Source organism: Chelativorans sp. YIM 93263 (genome assembly GCF_028767125.1).
GTDB lineage: Bacteria > Pseudomonadota > Alphaproteobacteria > Rhizobiales > Rhizobiaceae > Chelativorans.
On record NZ_JAKCWP010000004.1, the window covers coordinates 62515 to 86581 of the forward strand.

The 24067-nt window shown below is 61.0% G+C and carries 25 protein-coding genes and 2 pseudogenes; 19 read left to right on the top strand and 8 right to left on the bottom strand.

Going from position 1 to position 24067, the window contains the following annotated elements; all coding sequences use genetic code 11:
* Window positions 1–10: 10 nt before the first annotated feature.
* Complete coding sequence (locus LY631_RS10025; RefSeq protein ID WP_274425162.1) at window positions 11–1054, bottom strand: LacI family DNA-binding transcriptional regulator; 1044 nt, start codon at window positions 1052–1054, stop codon at window positions 11–13.
* A 114-nt stretch (window positions 1055–1168) separates the two neighbouring features.
* Here LY631_RS10025 and LY631_RS10030 point away from each other — a divergent pair, with 114 nt between their 5' ends.
* From LY631_RS10030 to LY631_RS10095, 14 genes are all read left to right on the top strand, one after another.
* Entirely contained in the window at window positions 1169–2209 is a 1041-nt protein-coding gene (locus LY631_RS10030; RefSeq protein WP_274425163.1) for a CoA transferase, read from the top strand.
* 3 nt (window positions 2210–2212) lie between these two features.
* Complete coding sequence (locus LY631_RS10035; RefSeq protein WP_274425165.1) at window positions 2213–3469, top strand: CaiB/BaiF CoA transferase family protein; 1257 nt, start codon at window positions 2213–2215, stop codon at window positions 3467–3469.
* A gap of 2 nt (window positions 3470–3471) precedes the next feature.
* On the top strand, window positions 3472–4278 hold the full coding sequence (locus tag LY631_RS10040) for a MaoC family dehydratase (RefSeq protein WP_274425166.1): 807 nt from the start codon (window positions 3472–3474) through the stop codon (window positions 4276–4278).
* Window positions 4279–4297: 19 nt separating this feature from the next.
* Window positions 4298–4726, top strand: coding sequence for a MaoC/PaaZ C-terminal domain-containing protein (locus LY631_RS10045; RefSeq protein WP_274425167.1), 429 nt, complete (start codon window positions 4298–4300; stop codon window positions 4724–4726).
* A gap of 101 nt (window positions 4727–4827) precedes the next feature.
* Entirely contained in the window at window positions 4828–5277 is a 450-nt protein-coding gene (locus LY631_RS10050; protein ID WP_274425168.1) for an acyl-CoA thioesterase, read from the top strand.
* A complete protein-coding gene (locus LY631_RS10055) occupies window positions 5274–6383 on the top strand; it encodes a mandelate racemase/muconate lactonizing enzyme family protein (RefSeq protein ID WP_274425169.1) in 1110 nt (369 codons plus the stop codon). Before LY631_RS10050 ends, LY631_RS10055 begins: the two co-directional genes overlap by 4 nt.
* Window positions 6384–6412: 29 nt before the next feature.
* Window positions 6413–8005 carry an ABC transporter substrate-binding protein gene (locus tag LY631_RS10060; RefSeq protein ID WP_274425170.1) on the top strand — a complete coding sequence of 531 codons (1593 nt, stop codon included), beginning with the start codon at window positions 6413–6415 and terminating at the stop codon, window positions 8003–8005.
* Window positions 8006–8017: 12 nt separating this feature from the next.
* Window positions 8018–8953, top strand: coding sequence for an ABC transporter permease (locus LY631_RS10065; protein WP_274425171.1), 936 nt, complete (start codon window positions 8018–8020; stop codon window positions 8951–8953).
* On the top strand, window positions 8953–9825 hold the full coding sequence (locus tag LY631_RS10070; RefSeq protein ID WP_274425172.1) for an ABC transporter permease: 873 nt from the start codon (window positions 8953–8955) through the stop codon (window positions 9823–9825). The genes LY631_RS10065 and LY631_RS10070 overlap by 1 nt, the downstream gene beginning before the upstream one ends.
* Window positions 9825–10835, top strand: a complete 1011-nt coding sequence (locus LY631_RS10075; protein WP_274425173.1) for an ABC transporter ATP-binding protein — start codon at window positions 9825–9827, stop codon at window positions 10833–10835. Before LY631_RS10070 ends, LY631_RS10075 begins: the two co-directional genes overlap by 1 nt.
* A complete protein-coding gene (locus LY631_RS10080; protein ID WP_274425174.1) occupies window positions 10832–11827 on the top strand; it encodes an ABC transporter ATP-binding protein in 996 nt (331 codons plus the stop codon). The genes LY631_RS10075 and LY631_RS10080 overlap by 4 nt, the downstream gene beginning before the upstream one ends.
* Before the next feature lie 62 nt (window positions 11828–11889).
* Window positions 11890–13218 carry a histidinol dehydrogenase gene (gene hisD / locus LY631_RS10085; RefSeq protein WP_274425175.1) on the top strand — a complete coding sequence of 443 codons (1329 nt, stop codon included), beginning with the start codon at window positions 11890–11892 and terminating at the stop codon, window positions 13216–13218.
* Between the two features lie 50 nt (window positions 13219–13268).
* Complete coding sequence (locus LY631_RS10090; RefSeq protein ID WP_274425176.1) at window positions 13269–14255, top strand: MDR family oxidoreductase; 987 nt, start codon at window positions 13269–13271, stop codon at window positions 14253–14255.
* Between the two features lie 20 nt (window positions 14256–14275).
* Complete coding sequence (locus tag LY631_RS10095; RefSeq protein ID WP_274425177.1) at window positions 14276–15283, top strand: D-2-hydroxyacid dehydrogenase; 1008 nt, start codon at window positions 14276–14278, stop codon at window positions 15281–15283.
* A 339-nt stretch (window positions 15284–15622) separates the two neighbouring features.
* Here the strand turns inward: LY631_RS10095 and LY631_RS10100 are convergent.
* The 3 genes and pseudogenes from LY631_RS10100 to LY631_RS10110 form a co-directional block, all read right to left on the bottom strand.
* A pseudogene (locus tag LY631_RS10100) lies at window positions 15623–15915 on the bottom strand (MarR family winged helix-turn-helix transcriptional regulator); the annotation flags it as partial.
* A gap of 94 nt (window positions 15916–16009) precedes the next feature.
* A complete protein-coding gene (locus tag LY631_RS10105) occupies window positions 16010–16303 on the bottom strand; it encodes a manganese catalase family protein (protein ID WP_338000427.1) in 294 nt (97 codons plus the stop codon).
* A pseudogene (locus LY631_RS10110) lies at window positions 16297–16932 on the bottom strand (manganese catalase family protein); the annotation flags it as partial. The gene LY631_RS10105 and the pseudogene LY631_RS10110, both read right to left, overlap by 7 nt.
* Window positions 16933–17526: 594 nt before the next feature.
* On the opposite strand from LY631_RS10110, the gene sdhD reads away from it, so the two are divergent.
* The 3 genes from sdhD (at window position 17527) to LY631_RS10125 (ending at window position 19430) form a co-directional block, all read left to right on the top strand.
* Complete coding sequence (gene sdhD, locus LY631_RS10115; protein ID WP_274425180.1) at window positions 17527–17892, top strand: succinate dehydrogenase, hydrophobic membrane anchor protein; 366 nt, start codon at window positions 17527–17529, stop codon at window positions 17890–17892.
* Between the two features lie 393 nt (window positions 17893–18285).
* Complete coding sequence (locus LY631_RS10120) at window positions 18286–18429, top strand: hypothetical protein (RefSeq protein ID WP_274425181.1); 144 nt, start codon at window positions 18286–18288, stop codon at window positions 18427–18429.
* A 53-nt stretch (window positions 18430–18482) separates the two neighbouring features.
* Window positions 18483–19430 carry an alpha/beta fold hydrolase gene (locus LY631_RS10125; RefSeq protein ID WP_274425182.1) on the top strand — a complete coding sequence of 316 codons (948 nt, stop codon included), beginning with the start codon at window positions 18483–18485 and terminating at the stop codon, window positions 19428–19430.
* A gap of 33 nt (window positions 19431–19463) precedes the next feature.
* On the opposite strand, the gene LY631_RS10130 is transcribed toward LY631_RS10125, so the two are convergent.
* The gene (locus LY631_RS10130) at window positions 19464–20000 is read right to left on the bottom strand and encodes an isoprenylcysteine carboxyl methyltransferase family protein (protein WP_274425183.1); all 537 of its coding nucleotides are present in this window, start codon (window positions 19998–20000) and stop codon (window positions 19464–19466) included.
* Window positions 19997–21049, bottom strand: coding sequence for a type III polyketide synthase (locus tag LY631_RS10135; RefSeq protein WP_274425184.1), 1053 nt, complete (start codon window positions 21047–21049; stop codon window positions 19997–19999). Before LY631_RS10135 ends, LY631_RS10130 begins: the two co-directional genes overlap by 4 nt.
* 211 nt (window positions 21050–21260) lie before the next feature.
* Here LY631_RS10135 and LY631_RS10140 point away from each other — a divergent pair, with 211 nt between their 5' ends.
* Together LY631_RS10140 and LY631_RS10145 are read left to right on the top strand one after the other, a co-directional pair.
* The gene (locus LY631_RS10140) at window positions 21261–21551 is read left to right on the top strand and encodes a DUF2934 domain-containing protein (protein ID WP_274425483.1); all 291 of its coding nucleotides are present in this window, start codon (window positions 21261–21263) and stop codon (window positions 21549–21551) included.
* Window positions 21552–21707: 156 nt separating this feature from the next.
* Window positions 21708–22244, top strand: a complete 537-nt coding sequence (locus LY631_RS10145; RefSeq protein ID WP_274425185.1) for a DUF4142 domain-containing protein — start codon at window positions 21708–21710, stop codon at window positions 22242–22244.
* A 524-nt stretch (window positions 22245–22768) separates the two neighbouring features.
* Here the strand turns inward: LY631_RS10145 and LY631_RS10150 are convergent.
* Both LY631_RS10150 and LY631_RS10155 read right to left on the bottom strand, forming a co-directional pair.
* Window positions 22769–23428, bottom strand: a complete 660-nt coding sequence (locus LY631_RS10150; protein ID WP_274425186.1) for a YciE/YciF ferroxidase family protein — start codon at window positions 23426–23428, stop codon at window positions 22769–22771.
* Between the two features lie 125 nt (window positions 23429–23553).
* Entirely contained in the window at window positions 23554–24063 is a 510-nt protein-coding gene (locus tag LY631_RS10155; RefSeq protein WP_274425187.1) for a hypothetical protein, read from the bottom strand.
* Window positions 24064–24067: the final 4 nt, after the last annotated feature.

Below are 24067 nucleotides of genomic sequence, written 5' to 3' on the forward strand. Positions count from 1 at the left end.
CAAGGCGAGATTATTTCGAGGGGATTGCAGGACCGGTGGTTTTGCGAATCACAAGCTGGCATTTGACCTGAACGTGGTCGTAAGCGCCCTCGTCCCGGTTCATGGCCGACTCGAGAATCGCCATGGTCGCATTGACCATCTTGGGCACGTCCTGACGAACCGTCGTCAGTTCCACGCCCGTCCATGCGGCCATATCGATATCGTCAAAGCCCACGACCGAAACATCGCCCGGCACTTTGAGTCCAAGCTCGTACCGCAGCGCGAAAAGGCCGCCGATTGCGAGTCGGTCATTGGCAAAGAAAATGGCCTCGGGCGCGCTGTCCATGACCTGTTTAGCGGACAGCACACCGGCCTCGTGGGAATATTCCAGCCCGCCGCCCACAGCCGTCAGCGTCATGCCCAGTTCCGCCAACCTTTGCGTATAGGCCGCCTCGCGCTCCATGCTCGTCGGCGTGCCCGTGGGGCCGCCGACAAACGCCACCCGGTTCAGGCCAAGCGAATGAAAATGGTCTGCGACCGTTCGGGAGCTGCCGAAATTGTCCGAATGGACATTGGCGACCTGGCCTTCGGTCTTGGCCCTGTTCACCAGGATAACCGACCGCCCGTCTTCGGCCCATTTGGCGACCGCGGCATTGGAAATACGGCCCGAAATCACCACCACGTGACGGACATTGTACTGGCGCAGCACATCGAGCTGGTCGGACCCATCGGCCCCGGCGGGCAGGTTGAACAACAGCGGATGAAGTCCGATCGCCTGCATCCGCGAGGATAGCTTGTCGAGCAGGTCCAGATACAAGGGGCTGTGGATATCGGCCGTCACAACGCCGACGATGTCAGAGGTGTGCTTTGAAAGGATACGGGCGATGGCGTTGGGGCGATAGCCCAATTGCTGTGCCGCTTCTATGACTTTGCGGCGTGTTTCGGGCGATACGCTGTCCTGTTTTGAAAAGGTGCGCGATATCGTCGATTGGCTGACGCCAATCATCCTGGCCAGCTGACGCGAAGTCAGCGGTTTCTTTTCCATACGCTTGGCGACCCCTCCGGTAACTGCCACGCCTATTCTCAAGCCACCGCGATCCCGCCTTGTCAACAAATTATGCCAGAAAAGCCAAATTCACCCTATTGCATCCGGATGCATAAGCCAATAGGCTGCCTGCAGGAGGAATAGATGTCTTCACCATTCAGTTCGCTGCATGTGGTCGACCTGAGCGGATCGATCGCTGGCAATTATTGCAGCCGCTTGTTTCTGGATTTTGGTGCGCAAGTTACGCTGGCCGAACCCGAAAACGGCGCGTCCGTGCGTCATGTGCCCCCCTTTGACAAGGACAGGCGCTCCTTGGCGTTTCATCATCTCAACACCGGCAAGCGGGTGGTTGATCTGCCCAAGTCAAAGGCGGAACTGGCCGATCTGGTTGCCGGAGCCGATGTCGCCATCGTGCCTCAGGGGTTCAAGGACGAGATTGCCAAACTGGCCGGTGACCGGTGCGTTTGCGTCGAGGTATCTGCCTTTGGTGCGGATGGTCCCTATGCTGGCTGGCAGGCCAACGAGATGGTGCATCAGGCGCTTTCGGGGATGATGTCCAACAATGGCGAGCCGGGCAGGGAGCCGCTCTATGGCGTGGGCAACCGCGCCTCCTATGCGGGCGGGGTGGCCGCTTATATCACCGCGATGGTAGGGCTGTTCACCAGGGAAGACGACGGGCAGGGCCAGAAGGCGAGTGTCGATGTTGCCGAAACCGCAGCGGCCATGTGCTTTCCCTATGTGCTTCAATATTTCTACAACGGCACCAACCGCCGCCGCGGCGATCAGGATATTCCGGCCGGGCAGGTCCTTTGCGAGGGCACCTGGGTGTGCATCTGGATCTATCCCCATCGCTTTGCGGCCATGTGCAAGGCGCTTGGTCTGTCTCAGCTGATCGATGATCCGCGTTTTGCACAGGTCGCCGACCGGGTGAAGAACTGGGCGGAAATGTTCGACATCATCCAGGACCATGTACGCGACGAAGATGCTGAAGACGTCGTCTCGCGTCTTCAGGAGGCCCAGGTCATTTCCGCGTGTGCCTATCGTCCCAGCGAGTTGCTCGAAAATCCGCATCTGGCTGCGCGCCAGTATTGGGATGGACCCGATGCCCAAGGGCTCCCGCGTTTGGGGGCGCCCTTTCGTCTTTCGCGAATGCCGCGCTCGCGCGTCAATGAAGTCACAGAGTGAACAATGCTACCTTTCGAAAACATCCGCGTCGTTGAACTGACGACGGCGTGGGCCGGTCCCATGGCTGGCCGCATTCTGGCGCACTTTGGCGCTGACGTAACCCATATCGAATCGCCCACACGCACCAACACCTGGCGCACGAACAAGGGCGCCCCATCGCCCGTCAATTACCCTGATTTCGATCCCGGCGAGCGGCGATGGGACCGGGTGTTTCTGTTCAATTCCCAGAATGTGAACAAGCGCTCGCTCGCCATCGATCTCAAGGCCGAAGGTGGTGTTGAAACCGTTCGGGACCTGGTGCTGCAAAGCGATGTGCTGATCTGCAATTTCCGGCCCGGCATGTTGCGGCGGCTGGCGCTCGACTATGAGAGCCTGTCCAAGCACAAGCCCGAAATCATCGTCGCCGAAATGCCGGCCTTTGGGCTCGAGGGACCCCATTCGTCCTATGCGGCCCTGGGGCCGACAATGGAAATGGCAGCCGGGATGTCCGCGGCCATCGCCTATCACGACGGCAAGCCGACCGTGACCGGACCGTCCTATCTCGATCCCATCGGCGGCTTCAATGCGGCTGCGGCCATCGCGACCGCGCTTTATCATCGGCGCAAGACCGGACTGGGCCAGCATATCGAGGTTTCCCAGGTCGAGGCGGCAATGCAGTTCATCGGCCCGGAGATTCTCCATGCCGCGGTAGAGGGCAAAGATACAAAGCCTGATGGCAACCGCGTTGCCCATGCAGCGCCACACAATGCCTTCCCGGCACAGGGCGAGGATGAATGGGTCGTCATTGCCGCACAAACCGACGCGCAGTGGCAAGCACTCTGCGCCGAAATGGGGCAGGCCGAACTGGCCGGGGACCCCCGGTTTGCGGACGTTGGATCGCGCAAAGCCAATGAGGACGCACTCGAGCGCATCATCGCCGATTGGACGGGCGCGTTCGACAAACATGAGCTGGCCGCAAAACTGCAGTCGGCAGGCGTCATCGCCGCACCGGTGAACACGCCTCATGATCTGGCACATTCGGACTATCTCAGGGCGCGCGGATTTTACGCCGAGATCACCCATCCGGTTGCCGGAACCCATCCCCATCCGGGCTTGCCGTTCCATCTCGAGCGCGCGCCGGGGGACTATCGGCGCTCTGCCCCTGCGTTCGGCGCCGACAATGCCCACCTTCTGGGCGAAGTTCTCGGGTTCGACTCCGAACGGATCGACGCCATGGTCCGCTCGCGCACCATTGCCGATGCGCCCAACAAGGAGGCTTGAGCATGACTGCGCTCGAACACGACTATGCCGTCACGGCCGTTCTGGACGACAACCCCGGCTACAAGGGCAGCGTGCACGAGGATTCGGTCGCGCGCGCCCAAGGTTTCCGCGCCGCGTTGATCCCGGGGGCCTTCGTTTATGACTATGCAACACGGCTGGCGACCCGCGCCTGGGGCGTCGAGTGGCTGGCACGGGGTGCCATTGCGGCCCGGTTCCGTCGCCCGGTGTATGATGGCGATGAGCTTGTCGTTAAGGCGACACCTGCCGGGACATTCGAAGGCGGCCCCAAGGTCGATGTCACCATCACCAATGCGGAGGGCGAGCAGGTTCTCGTGGGCTGGATGGCCCTTGCGGATTCGCCGCCTTCGGTACCCGCTGTCGAGGCATTGGCATTCCATCCCTTTGCCACGCCAAAGCCCGAGCTGCGGGTGGAAGACCTTGCCCACGGGCTCGAGTTCGGCACAGAAGACCGCGTACTGACTGCCCAGGATATAGCGGACTCCCGCACCGCCATGGGCAACACCGAGGCAATCTACGATGATGGATTGGCCCATTCGGCATGCATGGTCCGGCTGACCATGCGCGATGTCCTGACCAGCTACAAATTCCCGCTCGCGCCGGTGTTCACCGAAGTGGAAACACGCAACTGCGCGCCGCTCAAAGCTGGACGCCGGATCCAGACGGCAGCGCAGATCCTGGACGTGTTCGAGAGCAATGGCCGGCATTATTTCAAGAGCGAGGAATATCTGGTCGCCGATGGCACCGAGATTGTCGCCCGTCACATTCGCACCAACCTGATCGCAGGATGACCAGCAAGGGGCTCAACTGATGCAAGTCAAGCCAGACGATACAATCACTGTCGCCAAGACCGTCAGCGAATTCGATGTCTACCAGTTCGCGGGACTGTCGGGCGATTTTTACGAGGCGCATGTCAACCAGGCCTTGATGGAAAAGTCGGCCTTCGGTGAGCGGATTGCCCACGGGGCGCTGCTGGTGGGGTTCATGTCGGCCGCCGGCACGGCGCTGATCGCTCTCGTGCGTCAGCGCGGCGACCAGTCTACGCCCGTATCGCTGGGCTACGACGGCATCAAATTCGTCGAACCTGTGCGGTTCGGCGACACGGTCACCGTTCGTTACACCGTTGAAAGTCTTGATGTCGAGCGGCATCGCTCGACCGCCGCAATCACTGTCACAAATCAGCACGACCGGACCGTCGCGGTGGCCAAACACATCATGAAATGGTTGCCCAAGGATTGATTTATTTTTCATTACATCCGGATGCACCATGCGCTAGGTTTCTGAGGGGAGAGGGAGGAGATCGCCAATGAATGTGACGACGCCAAACATGTGCGTGGTCCATGGCCCGTCGTAGTCCGAGCTCGCGTTCGGCCTTTGACACATTCGTTACGATCACGCCGAGATGGAACGATATCGATGTCTTCGGCCACGTGAACAATGCCGAATTCTACGCCTGGTTTGACACTGCCGTGCTGACCGTCCTGCACCGGCTTGATGCTGTGGCAGCAGAGGGCAGCGCCCATGCAGCCCTTGTGGTCGAAAGTGGCGCGCAGTTCTTTGCCCCGGTCCTGTTCACCGACACGGTTGAAGTCGGTCTGTCCGTTGACAGGATCGGCACCAGTTCAGTCACCTACAAGCTGGGTGTGTTTGCAAACCAGGACGACACAGCGGCGGTAGAGGGCGGTTTTACCCATGTGTTCGTAGATCGCGCAACCCGGCGGCCCGTGCCCATTCCCCAGACCGTTCGGAGCGCCTTTGAAACGCTCATGCCAGAGAAAGCCAGCCAATGACACGTCTTCCGATCGACAGCATTGAAACATTGCGCCTGCGGTGGAACCCAAGCGATCCATCCAGCCGCTACACAGCCTTGGTCCGGATCAAGTCGGGTGATCTCGTGGGATACGGCGAAGCGTCGCCAATCCTGGGCGGCGAGCACTCGCTGGGCATCGTCGATCGCGACATCGCTCCTGAGCTTTTGGGCAAGGATGCTCATGATACCAGCGTTCTTTATGACCAGTTGCTCCACAAATGCGTCAAGCTGGGCCCAGAGGGTGCGGTCACCGGCGCGCTGGCGGCAGTGGATATTGCGCTTTGGGACATCAAGGGCAAAGCGCTGGGCCTTCCGGTCTACAAGCTGCTGGGCGGAGCTTGGCGGACGCAGATCCCGTTCTATTCATCGATCGGCGGCAATCATGGCCGCACCGTCGATGAGACCGTGCGCGCTGTCGAAAAGCGCTTGATGGCTGAAAAGCCTGCGGCCATCAAAATTCGCTGGGATGGGGATCGGACCACCCAGGACGCCGATCTTGCGGGCGATATTGCCAAGGCAAAGGCGGTGCGCAAACTCGTCGGAGACGATTTTCCGCTCGGGTTCGATGCCAATAACCTCTACAGCGTCGGTGGCGCCATGCGGGTGGGTCGGGTGCTCGAGGATTTGGGGTACCTCTGGTTTGAAGAGCCCGTTCAGCACTATGACATTCACGGAATGGGCGAGGTCGCGCAAAGGCTCGACATCACGGTTTCCGCCGGGGAGCAGTCCTACACCACTCAGGCGGTCCTGGATCTGATCCGGGCCGGGGTCCGGATGGTTCAGCCCGATATCATCAAGATGGGCGGGATTACCGGCCTGATGAAATGCGCTGCATTGTGCCAGGCGCATGGTGTCGAGCTGGTACCCCACCAGACGCAGCCGATTGTGGGTCACATGGCCAACCTGCATGTGCTCGCCACGATCATGCACTTTACCAAGCCTGCCGAGTACGCAGACCCGTCCGGCAGGATGGACATAGCCTTCACCGCCCCACCGAAACCCAAAAACGGATGTTTCAGGCTCGATGACCGTCCAGGTCTCGGGTTGGAGGTGAATACTGCCGAGCTCGATCGGCGGTTGATCTAGCAAGACCAGCAACATGGGAGGAGACCTTTATGCGGATATCAAGAAGAACTTTGCTCAAGACCGGTGCTGCCGGCATGGCCAGTACCGTGTTCCTGCCTGGACTTGTCCGTGCACAGAATGCGGATGACGTTATTCGCCTCGCTGTTGCAGCAGGCGGACCCCGCTCGGCCGATCCCAACCAGACGACACAAGGTGCCGACAACTGGACGACCGAACAGATGTTCGAGCAACTGGTACGGCCGCCCGACGGACTGTTCGCTGCTGCCGACGACGAGTATGTGCCCACGCTTGCGACGAGCTGGGAAACCTCTGAGGACGGGCTGACCTGGACGTTCCAGCTCCGCGAAGGCGTGCAGTTCCACAAGGGCTATGGTGAGATGACCTCCGAGGACGTCGTCCACAGCTTCGATCGCGCGCGCTTCGATGGCGTCAATACCGCCGTTTTCGGCAACATCGAGAGCGTTGAAGCCACAGGTCAATACGAAGTCACGTTCCGGCTGCGGGGGCCGGATCCGTTGTTTCTGGGATCAACGATTTTCCAGAACGGGGCATCGATTGTCTCCAAGAAGGCCGAAGAGGAAAAGGGCGACAGCTTCAACACCGACTCGATCGGTACCGGTCCTTATGTCCTGGACTCCTTTGACAGCTCGAACGGCACCCGTTTGACTCGTCACGATGATTACTGGGATGGTCCGGCCAATATCAGCAACGTCGAAGTTGCCTATATTGCCGACACCACGGCCCGGACGCTGGCTCTGATCGCTGGCGAAATCGACATCATCGAAGCGGTCCGTGCGCCGGGCTGGATCGACCAGATCCGTCAGCGCGATCCTGATCTGCGTGTGGATATGACCAATCCGGGGTCGTTCATGACCCTGCATATCAACCTCAACCAGGAGCCGTTCGACAACCCGATGGTTCGCAAGGCTATCGCCACCGCAATCGATTCTGCTGCGGTCGCCAACGCTCTTGCCCCGATGGGTATGCCCACGGTCACGCTCTCCCCGCCGCACTACCCGACAGGTTGGGCGCGCGAGGAGCTGCCTGAAGAGCTGCGCTACGACTACAACCCCGATACGGCCCGCCAGATGCTGGCAGACGCCGGCTTTGCCGACGGCATCAGCTTCGAGGCCAACGTCAGCCAGCGCGAGGACTATCGCTCGACAATGCTGATCGTGCAGGAACTCATGCGTCCTGCAGGTATCGACATGCAACTCAATGTGATGGACCACTCGGCCTATCATGGGGCAAACCGTGAAGACCAGAACACCCTGGCTCTCCATGCTGCCAGCTATCCGCCCGTGCCGCTCGACTACATGAGTCGGTATCTCTCGAGCGGGGCCGAAGTGAAGGCAGACGGAACCGGTGGGGGCAACTATTCCCACTATGGCGTGGCCATTCCCGGTGTTGACGACGAGCTCGCTCAGATGCAAGTCGCGACGAGCTTTGATGAGTACGTATCGATCGGCCGTGAAATCGAACGCAAGGTGCAGGACGACCTGCCCGTGCTCGGTGTGATGACCCTCGGGTTCACCGCGGTGCGCAGCGCCCGTGTGGATCTCGGATACGAAGTAGACGGTGGCTACGCTCGCTGGCGTTTCCACAAGGCAACCAAGTCCTAAAAGGAGCGTCGCATGGCGAGATATATCTTCGTCAGAGCATTGGACTCGATACCAACGATCTTTCTCGTTCTTACGTTGGTTTTCATCGCCATGCGCATTCTTCCGGGCGATCCGGCCATTGCGGTTCTCGGTGAGAACGCACGGCCGGAAACCATTGCGCTGTTCCGCGAACGGTTCGGTCTCAACGATCCGATCTGGCTTCAGTATCTCCACTTCCTGCGGGACGTGGTAACGCTCGATTTCGGCACATCCTTGATGAAGGGTGTGCCGGTCGGCGACCTGATTTTGCGCAATATTCCCTATACGATCGAACTCACGATCGCCGCGATGATCATCGGCATTTCCGGCGGGATTCCGCTCGGCGTCTGGGCGGCAATCAACCGCAACAAGGCTCCCGACAACGGCTTTCGTGTCTTTTCGCTCATCGGCTATGCCGTGCCCGATTTCTATCTCGGCGCCATGCTGCTGATCATTTTCGCGCTGAACCTGGGCTGGTTTCCCATCACCGGGGCGGGCGTGGAATTCACCGATCGGCTCCATCATATCGTCCTGCCGGCGGTGACCCTGGCGATGCTCAAGATCGCCTTTCTCGGTCGGCTCTCGCGCACGTCGCTGCTCGAGGTCATGGGGCGCGACTATGTCCGCACGGCACGCGCAAAAGGGGCCCGCGAGCCTCGGGTGATCTACCGGCACGGCCTGCGCAATGCCCTTCTGCCGCTTTCGACTGGCCTAGGCCTCTCGGTGCTGACGACCCTTTCGGGTTCGGTGGCCGTCGAGTTGGTCTTCAACCGCCCGGGTATCGGCCGGTTGCTGATCGATGCCATTTCCGAGCGCGACTATCCGGTCATTCAAGCTGGGGTGATCGTGTTCGCCGCAGCAGTGGTCATTGTAAATCTGCTTATGGAAATTGTTTACGTCGTGGTTGATCCGCGCATCAAGGTGAAGTGATGAGTGCAGTTGAAAAAATCGAGCTGCCCAAAGAACCAAGTGCTGTGGGCAACCTGGTCAAGGCGATCCTGCTCAAACCGGCAGGGCTGATCTCAGCCGTCGTGGTGCTGATCTTTGCGTTCATTGCGATTTTCGCGCCAGTTCTGGCACCCTATGACCCGCTGGCTCAGAGCTTTCTTTCAGTAAACGCCCTGCCCAGCGCAGCCCATTGGCTGGGCACCGACCAGTTCGGCCGCGATGTGCTCTCGCGTCTGATCTATGGCTCGCGCAACTCGTTGATCATCGGCTTTCTCTCGCCGGTCTTTGCGGCCCTGATCGGGACGACCCTGGGTGTGCTGGCCGGGTATTTCGGCGGTATCATCGACCGGGTCGTCACCCGGCTTATCGATATGCTCATGGCCTTTCCCGAGCTGTTGCTGGCGATCCTGATCGCCGCGGCCCTGGGCGGCGGGTTCTGGAACGTGGTCGTGGTGCTCACCGTCGCCTTCACTCCTGGCTTTGCCCGTGTGGCCCGTGCGTCCACACTCTCGGTCAAGGAGGAACCTTACGTGGAAGCTGCGGTCGCCGCTGGCGTGCGCACGCCGCTGATCATCATCCGCCACGTCGTTCCCAATATCGCGGCACCCGTCGTCGTGCTGCTCACGCTCTGGACCGCGTCCTCGATCCGGCTTGAAGCCACGCTCAGCTTTCTGGGCATCGGCACGCAGCCCCCGGCGGCAAGCTGGGGCAACATCATCCGTGAAGGCCTGTCCAACATTTTCGCGACCTCGTGGCCGATCCTGTCTGCCGGCCTGGTGATCACCATCGTGGTCATGGCGATCAGCATTATTGGCGACAGCATGCGCGATATTCTCGATCCCGAGATCAACTGATGAAAAATTTGCTTAAGATCGAAGACCTGTGCGTCGAGTTCGGGCCTGCCAACAATGCCATCCATGTGCTCAACCACGTCAATATCGAGTTGGGTGCAGGCGAGGCAGTTGGTCTGGTCGGGGAGTCCGGGTCGGGCAAGTCGATTACCTCGCTCTCGATCCTGCGCCTGCTGCCCGAGCCTCCGGCTCGCGTCACCAGCGGAAAGATTTGGTTCGAGGATCGCGACTTGGGCCAGTTGCACAAGTCCGAGCTCCCCACGATCCGGGGGCGCGACATTGCAATGATCTTCCAGGAGCCGATGAGTTCGCTCAATCCGGTGATGAAAGTCGAAGCGCAGATCTCCGAAGCGCTTATGCTGCACAACCCGTCCATGAAGAAGGCAGATCGTCGAGCCCGTGCCGTCGAGTTGTTGACCCTCGTGGGCATTCCCGATCCCGAAGAGCGGCTCAATTCCTACCCGCACGAGTTCTCCGGCGGCATGCGTCAACGCGTGATGATCGCTATGGCTCTGGCCTGCGACCCCAAGCTCTTGATTGCCGATGAGCCGACCACGGCGCTGGACGTGACCATCCAGGCCCAGGTGCTGGACCTGATGCGCCAGTTGCGCAACAAGTTCAACACCGCTGTGCTGCTGATCTCGCACGACCTCGGGGTGGTCGCCGATGTGTGCGACCGGGTTGTGGTCATGTATGCGGGCCATATCGTGGAGGATGCCGAGATCTCCTCGCTGTTCTCCCATCCCCAGCACCCCTACACCAAGGGCCTTCTAGCCGCGGTGCCCTCGCTGTCAGACACACGCGAGCGGCTTTACCAGATCCCCGGTTCGGTCCCGGCGCCCGGCACCATCAAGAAGGGCTGCCCCTTTTACGAACGTTGCGAAGTGCGCAAACCGGTTTGCGCCGAACAGATGCCGCCCATGGAGACCATCCGGGAGCGCCACAGGGTCGCCTGCTGGGTTGCCCAGGAGGCCGGAAATTCGGCCCAGAGCACTGAGAAGGAAAAAGTATGACGGGCCCGGTAGTTCGCGCAGACGATTTGGGCAAACTGTTTTCGGACCGCGCCGGGCTGTTCCAGGCCCAGTCTGAGACGGGCGTGCGTGCGGTCGACGGTGTTTCCCTCGAGATTGCGCATGGCGAAACGCTCGCTGTGGTGGGAGAGTCCGGGTGCGGCAAGTCCACCCTTGGACGCCTGCTGCTGCGGCTGATCGAGCCGTCGAGCGGCAAGGTGTTTCTCGAAGGCGAGGAAATTACAGGGCTGACGCGCAGCCAAATGCGCAAGTTCCGCCAGCGCGCCCAAATGGTCTTCCAGGATCCCTATGGCTCGCTCAGCCCCCGGCGCACCGTCGCGCAGATCATCTCCGAGCCCCTCGAAGTGTTCGGGCTGGTCAAGAACCGCGCCCAGCAGCGTGACCGCGTGGCAGAGATGCTCACCCAGGTCGGTTTGCCAACAGCGGTGATGGACCGCCGCCCGCGCCAGTTCTCGGGCGGGCAACGCCAGCGCATCTGTATTGCCCGTGCCATTTCGGTTGACCCGAGCTTTATCGTGGCGGACGAGCCGGTCTCTGCGCTCGATGTGTCGATCCAGGCGCAGGTGATCAACCTGATGCAGGACCTCCAGCGCGAAAAGCAGTTCTCGTTCCTGTTCATTGCCCACGATCTGGCGGTCGTTCGGCACATGGCCGACCGCGTTGCCGTGATGTATCTGGGCCGGATCGTGGAGATGGGCACCAAGCGCTCGATCTATACCGCGCCCCAGCATCCCTACACCCAGGCCCTGCTTTCGGCGGCTCCTGAAGCCAAGGTCAGCCGGGGCAATGGCCGGATTGTGCTGCAAGGCGACGTTCCCAGCCCGCGCAGAGTGCCCCCCGGGTGCAGCTTTCATACCCGCTGCCCCATCGCGCAGGACATCTGCCGCAAGGAGCGCCCCCCGCTCGAGACGAAAGGCGATGGCCAGGCCGTGGCCTGCCATTTCGCCAAGCCGTTCCCCATCCCCGTGGGATGATTCTGGATCGCCGATCCCGGACAGGGCAGATTGAGATTGCCCGAGGCCTTTGGAGCACTGCAATGACCGTGAGATATCTCAAACGTGGAAAGCCGCTTGCCGAGCGCGTGCAAGACGATGCGTCGATCCGCGGGACCGTCCAGACCGCCATCGCCGATATCCGCGAGCGCGGGGACGGTGCCGTCCGGGAGATGGCTGACAAGTTCGATCACTATACCCCCGAGAGCTTCAAACTGAGCGCCGAGCAGATCGAGGCGCTGATTGCCCAGGTTCCCGCCCAGGCGCTCGACGACATCAAGTTCGCCCAGGACCAGGTCCGCCAGTTTGCGCTCGCCCAGAAGGACGCCCTGCGCGACGTGGAAGTGGAAACCCGGCCCGGTGTTATTCTGGGGCACAAGAATATCCCTGTCCAGTCGGTGGGCTGTTACGTGCCCGGCGGCAAGTTTCCCATGGTGGCCTCGGCCCATATGTCGGTGCTCACCGCCGCCGTGGCGGGCGTGCCGCGGATTGTCGCCTGCACGCCGCCGTTCAATGGCCAGCCCAGCGCGCCAGTCGTCGCTGCGATGCATTTGGCCGGTGCCCATGAAATCTATGTGCTCGGCGGTATTCAAGCGATCGGGGCCATGGCCACCGGAACCGATACGATCGATGCTGTCGACATGATCGTGGGCCCGGGCAATGCATTTGTCGCCGAAGCCAAGCGACAGTTGTTCGGGGAGGTAGGCATCGACCTGCTCGCAGGTCCCACCGAAACCATGGTGATCGCCGATGAGACGGTGGATGGCGAATTGTGCGCCACAGACCTGCTGGGCCAGGCCGAGCATGGCTACAACAGCCCCGCAGCGCTTCTGACCACCTCTGAAGCGCTGGCCCAATCCACGCTTTCTGAAATCGACAGGCTGCTGGAAATTCTGCCCACAGCCGAGACTGCTGGGGCGAGCTGGCGCGACTATGGGGAAATCATTGTCTGCGACACCCATGAGGAGTTGCTCGGGTTGGCCAACCAGATGGCCTATGAGCACGTCCAGGTCATGACCGACCGCGACGAATGGTATCTGGACAATATGACCAGCTATGGCGCCCTGTTTCTGGGACCGCGCACCAATGTTGCCAATGGCGACAAGGTCATCGGGACCAACCACACCCTGCCAACCCGGCGCGCCGGCCGTTACACCGGCGGGTTGTGGGTCGGCAAGTTCCTCAAGACTCACTCCTACCAAAAAATCACGACCGACACCGCAGCGGCTGAAATCGGAGCCTATGGGTCCCGATTGTGCATCCTGGAAGGTTTCGTCGGTCACGCCGAGCAATGCAACATCAGGGTCCGCCGCTACGGCAAGGGCAATGTGGCCTATGGCGCGCCAGCACAAGACCCTGCAAGCCCAAGCTAGAGCAAAGACGCCCTAGCGGAAATCAAAACGCGAATTTGGAGACACGCTCAATGTACAAGGCTCTCGTCGTTGAAAAGGATGATGCCGGAAAAACCAGCGCATCGGTCCAAGAGCTTACCGATGATCGCCTGCCCGAGGGCGATGTGACGGTGGCCATCGAACACACCACGCTCAACTACAAGGACGGCTTGTGCGTCGGATCGGGTGGCGGGTTGGTGCGCGAGTACCCCCACGTCCCAGGCATCGACTTTGCCGGCACGGTGCTGGAGTCCCAAAGCGATCGCTACAAGGCGGGCGACAAAGTCCTTCTGACAGGCTGGCGCGTGGGCGAGACCCATTGGGGTGGCTATGCCCAAAAGACCCGGCTCAATGCCGATTGGCTCGTGCCGCTCCCCGAAGGGCTCACGACGCGCCAGGCCATGGCCATCGGAACCGCAGGGCTGAGCGCGATGCTGGCCGTCATGGCGCTCGAGCGCAATGGGGTCAAACCGGGCGATGATGTTCTGGTCACCGGCGCATCGGGCGGAGTCGGCTCGGTTGCCACTTCCATTCTGGCCAATCTGGGTTATGCCGTGGCCGCAGTCACCGGCCGCCCGGAAAATGCTGATTATCTCAAGGCGCTGGGCGCGAGCACAATCGTTCCGCGCGAGGAAATCAACGAAACCATCAAAAAGCCCCTCGAAAAGGAAAGCTGGAACGGTTGCGTCGATGCCGTCGGCAGCGCGATGCTGGCGCGAGTTCTCGGCCAGATGAAATATGGCGGCACGGTCGCAGCAATCGGGCTGGCAGGGGGCGCCGATTTGCCCGCGACCATGATCCCTTTCCTTCTCCGAGGCGTCAGCCTTGTAGGCGTCGACAGTGTGCACCAGCCGTTTGAAAACCGTCAGCAAGCCTGGGCCCGGTTGGCACGGGACCTGCCGCTCGAAAAACTCGAGCAGACAATTCAGACCGCGACGCTCGCCGATTTGCCGGATCTGGGACGCCGCATTCTAAAAGGTGACGTTCAGGGCCGTGTCGTCGTCGACGTTAACGCCTGATCACGATTGGATAGTGCGCAATGGACAGCACCAGAGTCGTCGCCCTGAGCCAGGACATGCCTTTCAGCCAGACCCTTATGGACCGGCTGTACGCTGCGATTGAGCCAGATACTATCATCCCATTTGATCCGAAGGATCGGGGGAGCCGAAGTGCGGCACTTCGGGATGCCGAGATTGCCATCATAGCGGGGGATACGCTCGAAGACGATGTGCTCGAAGCGCCCAAGTTGCGCTGGGTTCATTGCGATCACGCCGGGCTCAACCGCTCGGCGCGTCCCGAAGTATTTGCCAAAGGCCTCATCGTAACAGGCGCGGCCGGCCGCTCGGCTCCGGCGCTTGCCGAACATGCGATGATGTTCTGCCTGGTGCTCAGTTCGGGTTTTACACTTTTCCAGGATGCTCAACGCCGCCATGAATGGTTCCGCGGGCCCGAACTCGACCAACTTGGGGCCCTCTACGGCAAGACCATGGGGATCGTCGGGCTCGGCCATACCGGGTGCGAACTGGCAAAGCGGGCCAAGGCGTTTGGCATGACGGTGCTGGGCTATCGCAGACGCAGGGCGGAGAGGCCGCCGGGGGTGGATGTGGTATTCTGCGCTGATGAAGGGCAGGGCATCTATGAGTTGCTGGAGAAGTCAGATTGTGTGGTGCTGGCCATCACCCTTTCGGACGCTACCCACCACCTCATCAATGCCGAGGCCTTTGCGCGGATGAAACCATCGGCTTTCATCATCAATCTGGCCCGGGGCGAAGTCATAGACCGAGACGCCTTGATTGCGGCACTTGAGACAAAGCAGATTGCCGGTGCGGGCCTGGACGTCACCGATCCCGAGCCCCTGCCGGTCGGCGATCAGCTTTGGGACACCCCCGGGGTTCTAATAACCCCCCACTTCAGCGCCCCGGTCGCCGACCGCCGTGACCGTTCGGTCGATATCATCATCGAGAATTTGGCGCGCTACAAGGCCGGCCAGGATCTGATCAATGGGCTGACACCCGAAGACATCTGGACGCCCGATAACCGAGGCTGAGCTGTTCCACCAAGATGGGCGCTGCGAAGGCAAATTAAATTTCCCCAGAACAGTCGCGTCTGAAACCTGCTGGGGGCATTGGTCGGTATCACCGAAGCAGGTCACATCAAAATGGTCAAAGATGAAGCACACCAGGCTCGGCGACGAACATTTCTTAGGCATCTTCGCTGTGCATGATGCTGGTGATCTGCGCCCCGGATTGGTGACGCAAGAATCGAGTGCGCAATGCCGCATACAGGACACCAACGACGGCAGTTGCGTCGACATCCGAATGTCGGCTTTCTCCGTTTCCTTGCCAGAACCGGACCGACCGCTTCCGGCCCCATTCCTGACATTACCCGCGGCGCTGTCATGACTGCCACATCTCGAAAGCAGGTTCAATTCGGAGCGCAGATGAGTCGGATCGGGCAGCGCCGTTTCGGTCGCCGCATGGAGATGCCGCCAGATCGGCACCGCCTCGGCTGGGCCGCCCGGCCTGGCGTGAGCCGCAGCGGTCGGGCTCGCCTGTCCGTGGGATCGGGCGCGGTCTCGACCAAGCCACGGCGATCCAGCGGCTTGAGATTGGCAGTCAAGATCGTCCTGTCCATCGCCAGCGGCGCCGCCACGCTGCCGAGGTTCGGTGGTTTCGGCCGAGCTTAGGTTAGACCGATGACGTAGCAGCGTCCTGCCCACGGTTACAGTCGTTGGGGCGAGGTGTCCACCCTGGCAATCGGCCCTGGGCAAAATCTAGGACGCAGCCGGCGGCATCGGCTTTTTCGGCGTCCCGTGAAGGAGCGGATCGCCCGGTGCAAGTTCCTCTACCGTCTCGCCCATGGGCTGCGGATCGGGCAGATATTCGAACTCGCCCTTTCCATCAGGCGAAGGACCCTTGGCCCAGCTGCCTTGCTCGCTCGCCGTACCGTCGGAGCAGTTCCAGAACTGATACGCCACCTCAGATTTCTCGCGCTCCTGCGGGAAGGTCTGGGAACGGGTGTCTTGTCCAGTCCCTCCGCCTCGAGCTCGGCGATAGCCGCCAGCCACTGATTTTGGTGCATGGTGTCGCGGGCGATCAAGAAGGAAAGCATGTCGCGCACGCCGGGATCTTCGGTCATTTCATAAAGACGGCAGACCTTGAGCCGTCCCTGCGACTCGGCCGTGACGTTGAAGCGGAAGTCGGCGAGCAGGTTTCCCGAAGAGATCGTGTAGCGCGCGTTCCAAGGATATCCGACGCTGTCGGTCGGGGTGGCACCCTGGCCAGAAACGATCGCATGCTGCGGGTTCATCCCGGAAACGATGACGTCCTCAAGGCGTGAGCCACCAAGCACCGCGCCGACAGCGGAATTCTTGGCTGCGTCTTCCCTGGCTTCAACCGGCGAGGTCTCCAGAAGCCGCGCGATCATGGTGGCAAGCATTTCGACATGCGCGATCTCCTCGGTGCCGATGTCGAGTATCATGTCGCGGTATTTTGCCGGTGCGCGGCAGTTCCATCCCTGGAACAGACACGTCATCATGACGCTAATTTCGCCCCACTGGCCTCCAAGGACCTCCTGGAGCTGTTTGGCGTAGACGGGATCGGGCCGGTCGGGCTTGGCATTGTATTGGAACTGGTTCGTCGGAAGAACGTTGCTTTCTCCTTCTGGTGGACGGCCGCGAGGCTCGGGCCACGGCAACTCGCCAACTAAAGGGGACCTCTGAGGTTCCAGTCAGATTCGCTCGCGAGAAAATTAGTCGGTCGCGCTTATCGAAAATTGCAGGCGACTACATTGCGTGCCTGGAGTCGATGCCAATTTCGGTGTCAATTGTAAGCTTCCAGTGGGCACCCCAGCGCCGCGTTGCTCCGCAACTTGCCTGCTGAATACGTGTCGAGCGGAAGCTATATTTGACTCGCCGTGCCGATGCCGAGGCATAGTTTCATTGAAGGAGGCAACTGTGACGTCGGACAGCAACAGAATTCCTTCGGAATTGAGAAGAGCGCTGCAGAGTTTCTGCGGCGGCGCGCGAGCGAGCGGCCCATCTCGACTGCAAACATGATTCGCCGCGCACGCTATGCGTTCCCGCGGCTCGCCGTGTTTGATGATGAACTTGAAAGAATGATAGCCGAGGAAATTGTGGCCGTCGGTGGCAATATTGCCTTCGACCGGCACACCAACGATCGCGTTGAGCGAGACCCAGGGCATTGAGTCAATAGCTATGTGGGCAGAACTGCAACGGTCAGTGCGCCGAACCTGCCATGAGCCGGGTGGAGAGATTTCGTGAAGACGCCGATGGCACGAGTGCGTGGCCTTGGTGCTGCCAAATCGGGCACAGGAACTTTCATTGCCGAACGACTGACTTCGCTCGTACTGGCACTGCTGACGCCATATGTGCTCGGGTTCTTTCTGTACCTTATCGGAAAGCCTCGGGACATCGTTCTGGCATGGGTAGGCTCCATTTATCTTGCACCTATCCTAGCGGCCTTCATGATTACCAGTGTCGTACACATGCGCATGGGCATGCAGGCCATCGTAGAAGACTACGTTCATAGCCACGGCTTGAAGACAACTCTATTGGTTGCAAACTGGATATGCTGCTGGTCGATCGCGCTGCTCAGCCTCTTCGCCATCCTCAAGATTTTCGTCACGCAAGCTTGATCTAGACGATTTGCGCATCAGGGGATGGGCATTGAATGATCGGTTCCTGGTCCTGTAAATGGCTAATGGGTTCCTGCTCTTACCGTTTCCAGTAATACGGCACCAACTCCTGCCACTTTTCGAGACACTCAAGGAGGTTCAAAGCTCGGATGGTATGCCCGCGTGAGAGGGGCAAACCACCCCGGTTGCGGAGGTCTCGTCCTTCCGAACCGGAACCTTCCCATTCGGTCATTGTTTGCGCTGGGAGCCAAGCGCAGGAGATGGACCGATGGCGACAAGATTCGAGCACAATCATCCCGGCCAAAGAGAGCCGCGCGCTCATGGCGAGATTCACCACGAGAAGCGGATCGTCGACCTCAACACGGCTCCTGAGAGGAGATCGCCCACCTGCCGATGGTCGGGCCCGAGCGTGCGAAGATCATCTGTGATAATCGGCCATTCGCCAGTTGGGAAGAGGTCGAGCGCCTTGAAGGTATCGGGAAGGATATGGTCGACGATTTGATGAGCGGTGGAGCACAGATCGGATCCGATCAGTGACCGCCAACCACCCTTGCCTTTGGCCCACTGTTCATGGTTGCGAGCGCTGGCCCTTGAGCATCAGGATTAGGTGGTATGGATGGCTCGCGGGACTGACGATCGCGGCCGGTGCCGCCGTTGCCGTTCAAATTCGCAGCCGAAAGACCGAGCGCGAGAATCCACCCGCAGGCAAGTTCATCAAGGTCGAAGGCATCAGGATGCACTATGTTGAGCGTGGGCGCGGACCGGCGGTCGTTCTGCTGCACGGCAATTCCTCGCTAGGCGCTGATTTCCTGATCAGCGAACTCGTCCTCGTGGCTGAGGAAAAATACCGGCTGATTGTCTTCGATCGTCCCGGCTACGGCTACAGCGACCGGCCGAGGGGCGCCGATCGTACTCCGGAAAGGCAGGCGCACCTAATCCATGCAGCGCTCCGTCGCATCGGCGTTAGAGAAGCGGTGGTGCTTGGCCATTCATGGGGCGCGCTCGTGGCAATGGCAATGGCGCTTAACTACCCCCGCTTCGTGCGGGGCCTGGTCCTTGAAGCCGGTTTTCTATATCCCCAGCGGCGAGTGGATCTGACCGTGCTTTCGCTGGCCGCAGCACCTGGCCTTGGCGCGTTGATGCGGCATAGCGTTTTGCCGCTGCTTGTCCGGGCTGCTTGGCCGCTTGTAGCCGCCCTGCTGTTCGCGCCAGCGCCGGTTCCGCAGCGCTTTTGGCGGTTCCCATGCTGGATGGTGCTCCGGCCCTCGCAGATGCGCGCGAGCGCGGCCGAACTTTGGCTGACCGGCTCTGCCGCCAGCCGGCTGAGCCGCCGCTACAGCGAATTGGGCGTGCCGCTGGTTATCCTCGCCGGGCGTGGCGACCACATCGTCGACCACGAGGCGCATTCGGGCAGGCTGCACGCGGAACTGCCGCACTCAGAATACCGGGCCTTGGACGGCGTCGGTCATATGATCCATCACTCAAATCCACAAGAGGTGCTCGATGTCATCGAAGCGGTGCTTCGCCACGGGCGCTAAAGGCAGACCAGATCGGCCAATGTATCCAGCACATCAACGACTCGGTGATGCGGGATGGGGTGAAGGCTCGTCCGTCAGCGGCCGTGCGGATGCGAGCGCCGCATCTTCCGCGCTGATGCGCACGGACAGGAGGACGGCGTTCACAAAGGAGAAGACCAGCGCGTAGAGCGGCATTGAGAATACGACCGGCAGAACCGCAATCTCGCCGATGACGACGAGGTAATTGGGGTGGGAGAAGAAGCGGTAGGGCCCGCGCACGACGAGCGGCGCGCCAGGCATTACGATGATGCGCGTCGTCCACCTGTGGCCGAGCGTCGCCAGCACCCAGATCCTCATGATCTGCAGTGCGACAAAAACCCCGAGCAACCACGGGTTTACCGCGCGGTCCCAGGCAAAAAGCCAGAGACCCGCAAGCCACAAGGCGTGCAGAAGGACGATAAAGGGATAGTGGCCCGGGGCGTGCTCACGGGCGCCGGCGGCGAGCAGTCGTGCGGTGTTGCGCCGGGACAGCCACAGCTCCAAGAGTCGTTCCAGCGTGACGAAGGCGAGGATGAGACTTGCCGGTGTCATGCTGCTTTTGCCAGGAAGACGCAGCTTGCCGTGAAGCCCGGCCCGAGCGCCAGCAACGCCGAGCGCTGCGGCAGACCGGTTTCCACAGCCCGCGCCAGCACGAACAGAGCCGTTGGCGCAGACATGTTGCCGAACTCGCGCAGGACCGTGCGCTCGTGGTCGAGCGTGCCTTCGGTCATTGCCAAGGCGTGCTCGATGGAGGCGACCACCTTGGCACCGCCCGGATGACACAGAATGCGGTCGATCTCCTGCCGTTCGACGCCGGCGGTATCGAGGATGGCGGCAAGGGCCGTGCCCAGGTTCTCCTCGGCGAAGGGCGGTATGGCGCGGTCGAAGATGACGCCGAAGCCCTGCGCGTCGACGTGCCAGCCCATGATGTCCAGCGTATCGGGCCACGTGTACTCGCTGGCGCCCGTAATCTCGGCGAAGCCCTCGTCACCCGCCTTCAGGACGCATGCTGCAGCACCGTCGCCAAAAAGTGCCGTCGCGACGAGATTGGCTTTCGTCAGCTTGTCCAGCCGGAATGCCAGGGTGCAGACTTCGACGACCACCAGCAGCACCGTTTTACCGGGCAGCGAGAGCGCAAGGCGCGAGGCGATCGCGAGCCCTGTCACTCCGCCCGCGCAGCCGAGGCCGAACACCGGCACGCGCATGACATCAGGGCGGAACCCGAGCGCACCCGAGGCGCGCGCTTCCAGACTAGGCGTGGAAATACCCGTGGAGGAGACGGTGACAATGGCATCGATATCCACGCCTGACAGGCCGGCCGATTTCAGCGCGGCATCGGCGGCTTCGACGAAAAGATCAATGGCGCCCTCGGTATAGACAGCGGTCCTTTCGGGCCAGCCTCTTTGCTCCAGATACCAGTCCATCGGACGGACGCCGTAGCGCTTTTCTATGCCCGCGGATTCAAAGACGCGCGCCAGCCGCTCGAACTCGGGAAGCCGGTGGCCGAATACCGCATGGGCTGCTTTGGCCACTTCATTTTGCGGCAGCACATGGGGAGGAACAGTGGTAGCGAGCGATAGGAGCTTCGCGGTTGTCGTCATCAGCGCAGGGTTCCTGTATCGGCATGCCCGTCCGGGCAGTCAGGCTATGAAACCACTTCGCGGTCCCGCAGTTCCTCGAGACCCACTTCGACGCGCCCAATCGGCCTTACCTTGCGCAGTGGAACATTTCCGAAGGACAGAAAGTTGGCTAGCGCCACGAACCGGAATGAACTGGGAATGATGAGGGTCTCAGGGGCCTCACGGGCGATTTCTGTGTTGTGTCGACAGAGCACGCGCTCATGAGATCTGGGAGAGCGAAGGCAGGCCAACAGGCCGCGATCGTGAACACTGGGAGCGGGCAACTCGGGAGATCGAAGCAGAGGTAGAAGGGCCGGATCACCAACCGTCGGAGCAGAACATGGATCAAGGCGGCGCTGATCGACTTCAACCGGGAGGGACAATTCCGAGCGGCGGGCCGGGCGCGGGCATGGGCAGTATCGGCACAGGAGGGGGAAGCACGGCGGGAAAGCCGTCAGGCTCCGTTCGGAGGCGTAGCGCGTAATTCCGTGCCAGGTCAGAAAAGCGGATGTAACTGGGATTGGAGGATTCCTTCAGATTGGCCGAAAATTGCTTCCGGCCTTCATGCCTGCGCGGAACATCTTTGGATCGTCCGATGTTGGAGCGCCATCGCAACGAAGTCAATTCGGGAGACTCCTGTATGAAGCGTTCTTTCCTCCTCGTAACCGCCGCATTGGCGTTCGTGCTCGCAGGCCCGGCCATTTCGCAGGAAGCGGCGCCGGAGGCTTCCGGGTCCGGCGCCGCCCAGATCGAAATTCCGTCTACGCCCCAGGAATTCGCCATGATGGCGGCCCAATCCAACATGTTCGAGATCGAGTCGAGCCGCGTCGCACTGGAGAAGGCCCAGCAGGACGCCGTACGCGAGTTTGCACAGCGCATGGTCGACGATCACACCATGGCTTCGCAGCAGATGATGCAGGCGGCTCAGGCCGACGCTGTCACTGATGTGCCGCAGACGCTGGATGCCCGGCATCAGGAGATGCTTACGCAGCTGCAGAATGCCGCGCCGGAGCAGTTCGACAGCCAGTACCTACAGATGCAGCTTGCAGCGCACCAGGAAGCGGTGGCGCTGTTCGAAGGCTATGCTCAGCAGGAAGGCGCGCTGGCCGATTTTGCGGAGACCACCGTTCCGACCTTGCAAGAGCATCTGTCGATGGTTCAGGACCTTGCCCAATAAGGTCCAGCAACAAGGGCGTCTTGCGCGAGAGAAGCTCCGGCGATGCAATAGCAAGAACTGCTGGCCATTTGCATTGCCGCCTGCCTCTCGCGCAGAACGCGTACTCCTACTACACGTTCTGGCGCCTCGCGTAGATCAAGTCGGGCAACAAGCTTTTCCCTGAAGCTCACATTCCTTGCGGAACCGTGGGCGATCCGCCTGCGTTCGCGGAGGCGCCATTCCAGGCCTCGTTCCAGTGGTGATCTAATCATCGAGCGGGGACGCGAACGCTGCCGCGTGGTGGAGGAGCGCCATCGATCGCAAGGGTACGCCCAGCCGGTCTCGGGACCGGATATTCGGGCGCACCGGCTTCAGGACCCCCGGCTCCGTCGACGGTCGGCCGGAAGGCCGGCCGTCCGGGGCCCGCCGCCCCCGGGGCGATCGGCGGTTCCCAGAGGCGGCTTCGCTATTGCAACAAGACGCTGGAATTGAAACCGGTTGAACGATCGGTTCTCTCCGCACTCTAGCGCAATCGCGACGTCCAGCTATTTTCCCTTACGCTCCATGTATTCCTTCGTGTGGTGGTGGACCTGGCCGTCTTCGCCGCGATACTCTCGGCTCTTGAGATCGTCCCCGCTGCTCGACCGTTGCTGCTTTTGGCCATCCGAGCCGTCCCGAGAGGTGCTCTGCGAGATGGCTTGGCTTTCACCGTTTTCCTGCAGCGCCTCATTATTAACCCGGCGCTCGGCGAGTTTGCTCATTTCCTCGTCCCAGCGGTATCCTTCCTCTACGGCCTGCTCCATGGCCTTCGCCAGTTCCTGCTCGCCGGCTTCCCTGGCCAGTGCTCTTACGGTGCCCCAGGCGGCGATGCAGTAGTGCTCCAGCCCCTGCGCGCCGGCAATGACGACCGCTTCCTTCATTTCCGCTGTCTGGACCTCGCCAACAAGGCTCTGCGCCTCTTCGATCAGCCCACGAGCCGCTGCGTTCTGCGCTCTCGGTGATTTGCCGTCGAGCTTCTCCGAAGCTTTCCTTGCGGTTTCGAGTATGCGTTGTCCTTGCTTCAGTCTCTGCTCCAGCAATTGCGCCAACTGCTTGTTTCGAACCTCTCGACTCATTTGCTGCAGCGCCTTTGATGCCTGGCTTTCGGCATCCTCGATTTTCCGGACCTCGTATGCGAGCAGCTCCTGGGCAGTTTGGATAGGCATGGCAGGTCCCTTTCCTCAGTATTTGGATATCATGGCACCGAACCGCGTCCGGGGTTCACTGTTCCTGAGGGTGAGCAAAATTCGGTTGCTCGGAAAAGATCCAATCGAAGTCACGGTCGCCTCGCTTACCGTCTGTACCTTTTGCGGCGACTGAGAAGCATGAGGGCCAAGGCGGAAGCTGCGGCCAGAACGGCTGCCTTCCGGACCAAACCTGTCTTGTTGTGCTTCCATTCCGCGCGAAGGCCCATTTCGGCGGGTAGGTTGGGGATTCGTCCTTGGAGGAGATCTCCCAACACCCCTTCCACCATGTTGATCCGGTCGGCCGCAAGCAGCATCAGCCAATGCCGCCAATCCGATTCGCTGTAGCCAAAGGCGATCCTGCGGATAGAGCCGCTGAGACCGCGGGGTGGCACGGAAGTGCCGAAGACGGCAGGCAGGCGATTGTGCTCGATGGATCGGAGCACTTCCACCCGGGGCTCCTGGAGCGACGGCCTGTCCCACGTCATCGCGCGTTCCTCGTCGCCGGCCCGGTCCCGGTAGGGATAGGTTGGGTCGTTGCGCGGATCGGCATCCACGCCCCAGCCCGTGACGGTAGCGGGGTTTACTTTTTGCTGCTTGGTGATGAATGATGGCATCGCC